This window comes from Streptomyces sp. NPDC031426, assembly GCF_055581585.1.
Map to the genome: position 1 here is coordinate 1 of NZ_JBVIJE010000079.1, position 5,992 is coordinate 5,992.

General features: G+C 73.3%; 1 protein-coding gene. It reads left to right on the forward strand.

What is annotated here, in order from left to right:
- On the forward strand, positions 1 to 5,992 hold a 5,992-nt coding region (locus ACZ5NH_RS45095), incomplete at both ends, for a type I polyketide synthase (protein ID WP_468784257.1).

Below are 5,992 nucleotides of genomic sequence, written 5' to 3' on the forward strand. Positions count from 1 at the left end.
AGCTGACGCTGGAGGCGCCGCTGGTGCTGCCCGAGCGGGGTGCCGTACAACTGCAGCTGGTGGTCGGCGCGCCGGACGACGACGGACGGCGGCCGCTCACTGTCGCCTCGCGACCGCAGGACGCCCGAACGGAGCAGGCGTGGACCCGGCATGCCACCGGCCTGCTGGCCGTCTCCGGCGCCCAGCGGTCCTCCGTCGACCTGTCCGTATGGCCTCCGGCGGGTGCGGAACCGGTCGAGGTGGCCAACCTGTACGAGGGGCTGGCCGAGACCGGTCTGCGCTACGGGCCGGTCTTCCAGGGGCTGCGGGCGGCCTGGCGGCGTGGCGAGGAGGTCTTCGCCGAGGTCGCCCTGCCCGAGACGGCCGTGGACGGGGCGGGACGGTTCGGGCTGCACCCCGCCCTGCTCGATGCCGCGCTGCACGCGCTGGGGCTGGGCGTGCTGGACGACTCCGGTGGCGGGCGGCTGCCCTTCGCCTGGAGCGGGGTGTCGCTGCACGCCGGCGGTGCGTCGGCATTGCGCGTGCACCTCGCACCGACGGGTGGGGACGCTGTGCGGCTGGCGGTCGCGGACGCCGCGGGGGCGCCCGTGGCGACCGTGGAGTCGCTCGTTCTGCGCGCTGTCTCCAAGGATCAGGTGCAGGCCGCACGGGTCGCGTACCACGAGTCGGTCCTGCGAGTGGAGTGGGTGAACCTCCCGGCCGGCCGGGACCAGGCCGCCGCGGTGACCGAATCCGCGGCCGTGGCCGGTGTCCGTCGAGCCGTGCTCGGCAGCTGGGCCTCGTTCCCGGCGGGCGTCCCGGCGGGCGTCCCGGCGGGCCTCCTGGAAGGGACGAGCGGACTTCACGCGGACCTGACGGCGCTGTCGGCCGCCGTGGACCTGGGTGCTCCGGTGCCGGACGAGGTGTTCGTCCACATCGGTGCGACGGGTGCCCTCTCCGGTGCCGCTGTGCGTGCCGCGGTGGTGGAGGCGCTGGAGCTGGCGCAGGCGTGGCTGGCCGACACCCGGTTCGCGGGGGCGCGGCTGGTCGTGGTGACGCGTGGTGCGGTCGCGGCGGCCGAACGGGACGCGGACGTCGATCCGGCCCTGGCGGCCGTATGGGGGTTGCTGCGCTCGGCCGTGTCGGAGAATCCGGACCGTTTCGTCCTCGTCGACTGCGACGGGGAGGAGGCGTCCTGGCGTGTCCTGCCCACCGCACTGGCCGCGGACGAACCGCAGCTGGCGGTACGCGCCGGGGAACTTCTGGTGCCGCGCCTGGCCCGGGTCGCGGCAGGGGCCGCCATCGAGAGTCCCAGGGCGTACGACCCCGAGGGGACGGTGCTGCTGACGGGTGCTTCGGGGATGCTGGGCGGGTTGTTCGCCCGGCATCTGGCGACGGAGCACGGGGTCCGGCGTCTGCTGCTGGTCAGCCGACGCGGCGCCGAGGCAGCGGGTGCGGACGAACTCACGGCAGAACTCGGCGCGCTCGGTGCGCACGTCACCTGGGCGGCCTGTGACGTGGCCGACCGAGAGGCGCTCGCCGAGGTCATCGCATCCGTCCCGGCCGACCATCCGCTGACCGCCGTCGTGCACACTGCCGGCGTGCTGGACGACGGCGTGTTCGCTTCCCAGTCGCCGAACCGTGTCGAGCGTGTCTTCGGGCCCAAGGTCGACGGCGCCCTGCACCTGCACGAGCTGACGCGCGACGCGGACCTGTCGGCGTTCGTGCTGTTCTCGTCGTCCTCCGGTGTCTTCGGTGGCCCCGGACAGGCCAACTACGCGGCGGCCAACGCGTTTCTCGACGGGCTGGCCGCGCACCGGCGAGCCCAGGGGCTGCCGGCCAGTTCGCTGGCCTGGGGCCTGTGGGGCGAGTCCGGCGGCATGGCGAGCACACTGGACGAGACGGACATCCGCCGTCTGCGCCGCGCGGGTCTGCCTCCGCTGTCGGCCGCCGAGGGCCGTACGCTGTTCGACCTCGCCCAGGACACCGACGAGGCGGCTCTCGTCCTGATGCGTGTCGACGTGCCTACCCTGCGCGGCCAAGCGGCGGGCGCCATGTCACCGTTGCTGCGAGGGCTGGTGCGTGCTCCGCGGCGCCGGGCGGCCGGCACCGTCGGCTCCGCGGCGGGCGGCGCCTCGCACCTGCTCGAACGGCTGACCGGCCTGACGGCACCCGAGCAGGACCGGATCATGCTGGATCTGGTACGGACCCAGGTCGCGAACGCGCTCGGGCACGCCGGGCCCGCGGCGGTGGAACCCGCACGCGCGTTCAAGGAGCTCGGGTTCGACTCGCTCACCGCCGTCGAACTGCGCAACCTCCTCGGCGATGCGACCGGCCTGCGGCTGCCACCCACGCTCGTCTTCGACTATCCGACCTCGGCCGCGCTCGCGACGCACCTGCGCGGTGAGCTCCTCGGCCGGCAGGCCGAGACCGCCGTGGTGCCGGTGACAGGTGCCGCGGCCGACGATCCCATCGCGATCGTGGCGATGAGCTGCCGTTTCCCCGGCGGCGTCCGCACCCCCGAGGAGCTGTGGCAGCTGCTGGTGTCCGGCCGGGACGGCATCACGGGCTTCCCGACCGACCGGGGCTGGGACCTCGACGCCCTGTACAGCGACGACCCCGACCGTGAGGGCACCAGCTACACGCGCGAGGGTGGCTTCCTGCACGACGCCGCGTACTTCGACGCGGACTTCTTCGGGATCTCGCCGCGCGAGGCGCTGGCGATGGACCCGCAGCAGCGGCTGCTGCTGGAAACCTCCTGGGAGGCCTTCGAACGGGCCGGGATCGACCCGGCCACGCTGCGCGGCAGCAGGACCGGTGTCTTCGTCGGCTCCAACGAACAGGACTACCTGACCCTGTGGCTGCGGGACGCCGACGGCCTCGAAGGACACCTGGGCACCGGCAACGCGGCCAGCGTCGCCTCCGGCCGCCTCTCCTACACGTTCGGCCTCGAGGGCCCCGCGATCACCGTCGACACCGCCTGCTCCTCCTCGCTGGTCACACTGCACCTGGCCGCGCAGGCACTGCGCAACGGCGAGTGCTCACTGGCCCTCGCCGGAGCCGTGACGCTCATGTCCACGCCGGGTGCCTTCACCGAGTTCAGCCGGCAGCGCGGCCTGGCCGCCGACGGCCGGATCAAGGCGTTCGCGGCTGCCGCCGACGGCACCAGCTGGTCCGAGGGCGTCGCCATGCTGCTCGTGGAACGCCTGTCGGACGCCCGCCGCAACGGCCACCCCGTGCTGGCCGTACTGCGCGGCAGCGCCGTCAACCAGGACGGTGCGAGCAACGGCTTGACCGCGCCCAACGGCCCCTCGCAGCAGCGCGTCATCCGGCAGGCCCTGGCCAACGCCGGGCTGTCCGCCGCCGACGTCGACGCGGTCGAGGCCCACGGCACCGGTACCACCCTGGGCGACCCGATCGAGGCCCAGGCGCTGCTGGCCACCTACGGCCAGGACCGCCCCGCCGACCGCCCGCTGTGGCTGGGCTCGGTGAAGTCGAACATCGGCCACACCCAGGCCGTCGCGGGCGCCGCCGGTGTGATCAAGATGATCCTGGCGATGCGGCACGACCTCCTTCCGCGGACCCTGCACGTGGACGAGCCGACCCCGCACGTGGACTGGTCGTCGGGGGCGATAGAACTGCTCACCGAGTCCAGGGAATGGCCCCGGACGGGCCGGCCGCGCCGTGCGGGTGTCTCCTCGTTCGGATACAGCGGAACCAACGCACACGTTGTCCTCGAACAGGCGCCCGCGGAAGAGCCGGAGCGGCCGACCGTCCCTCCGGCGCCGCCCGTGCTGCCCTACCTGCTGTCGGGCCGCTCCAGTGACGCTCTCCGTGCCCAGGCCGACCGACTGCTGTCCCACCTCGGCACGCACACCGGGCCGGAGCCGCTCGACGTCGCCTGTTCGCTCGCCACCGGACGCTCGGCGTTCGACGTACGCGCCGTCGTCGTCGCGGACGACCGCGACGGTCTCGTGTCCGGGCTGACCGCGCTGTCCGAAGGAAGCAGCACCACCGGACTCGTGCAGGGCACTCCTGCCGGCGGCAAGTCGGCGTTCCTGTTCACCGGCCAGGGCAGCCAGCGGCTGGGGATGGGCCGGGAGCTGTACGACGCCTATCCCGTGTTCGCCCGGGCGCTGGACCAGGTCCTCGCCCACTTCGAACTGCCGCTGCGTGAGGCGCTGTTCGGTGACGATGCCGGGCTGATCGACCGGACGGCGTACACGCAGCCCGCGTTGTTCGCGGTGGAGGTGGCGCTGTTCCGGCTGCTGGAGTCGTGGGGTGTGCGCCCGGACTTCGTCTCCGGTCATTCGATCGGTGAGATCGCTGCGGCGCACTGTGCGGGTGTGCTGTCGCTGGCCGACGCGTGCACGCTGGTCGCGGCCCGTGGTCGGCTGATGCAGGAGCTGCCCGCCGGTGGTGCGATGGTGGCCGTTCAGGCCGCCGAGGACGAGGTGGCGCCGTTCCTGACCGACGCCGTGAGCATCGCGGCGGTCAACGGCCCCACCTCCGTGGTCGTGGCCGGTGACGAGGACGCCGTACTGGGGATCGCCGCCCGCTTCGAGGAGCAGGGGCGCAAGACCCGTCGCTTGACGGTCAGTCACGCGTTCCATTCCCCGCACATGGACGGCATGCTGGCCGACTTCCGCAAGGTCGTGGAGGGGTTGTCGTACGAGGCCCCGCGTATCCCGGTCGTCTCGAACCTCACCGGTGCTCTCGCGACCGCCGAGGAGATCACCGGCCCCGACTTCTGGGTGCGCCACGTCCGCGAGGCCGTGCGCTTCCACGACGGCATCCGCACGCTCGAGGCCGAAGGGGTGACGACGTATGTCGAACTCGGGCCCGACGGTGTGTTGTCGGCGATGGGCCAGGAGTGCGTCACCGGCGACGACCAAGCGTTCGAACCCGTGCTGCGTAAGGGGCGTTCCGAAACGGAGGCGCTGGTCAGGGCGCTGGCGCAGGTCCACGTCCGGGGTGTCGCGGTGGACTGGCGGGCATTCTTCGCCGGCACCGGTGCACGCAGCGTCGACCTGCCCACCTACGCGTTCCAGCGTCACCGCTTCTGGCCCGAGCACGCGGGCACCGCTCCCCGGCCCGCCGCGGTGGGCGATGCCTCCGGGGAAGCGCGGTTCTGGCAGGCCGTGGAGCGCCAGGACCTGGCGGCCGTCGCCGCCGAACTCGAGGTCGAGCAGGACACGTGGCTCGACGGCATGCTGCCCGCCCTGTCCTCCTGGCGCCGTCGGCGCGATGAGCGGTCGACAGTGGACGGCTGGTGCTACCGCACCGTGTGGAAGCCGCTGGCCGATGCCTCCGGCACACGGCTGTCCGGCCGATGGCTGGTGGTCGTGCCGGAGACGGGAGCCGCCGCGGACATCTGCGGCGGGCTGGCCGAACGCGGTGCGAACGTCCATGAGTTCCTGCTGACGCAGGCCGACGCGGACAACCGTGCCGCACTGGCCGAACGGCTCACCACCGCGGCGTCCGCGGTCACGGGCGTCATCTCGCTGCTGGACGGCCCCCTGGCGGTGACGTCGACCGCCGTACTGGTGCAGGCGCTGGGCGACGCCCAGGTCACGGCCCCCCTGTGGTGTGTCACCCGTGGCGCGATGTCGACCGCCGTCGGAGACCGGCCCCGGGACCCGGCACAGGCGGCGGTCTGGGGCCTTGGCCGGGTGGCCGCCCTGGAGCATCCGGAACGCTGGGGCGGGTTGATCGACCTGCCGGAGACCGTGGACGCCCAGGCGCTGTCCCGACTGGCCGGCACCTTGTCCCGTGCGACCGGCACCCTGTCCCGGACGGCCGGCTCCGGCGCGGCCGACGAGGACCAGATCGCCATCCGCCCCTCCGGCCTGCTCGCCCGCAGGCTGGTCCGCGCCTCCGCGGCCGGTGCCCCGCCGGCACGGACGTGGAAGCCCGAGGGCACGGTGCTGGTGACGGGTGGTACGGGTGCGTTGGGTGCCGAGGTGGCGCGGTGGCTTGCGCGTCGGGGTGCTGATCATGTGCTGTTGGTCAG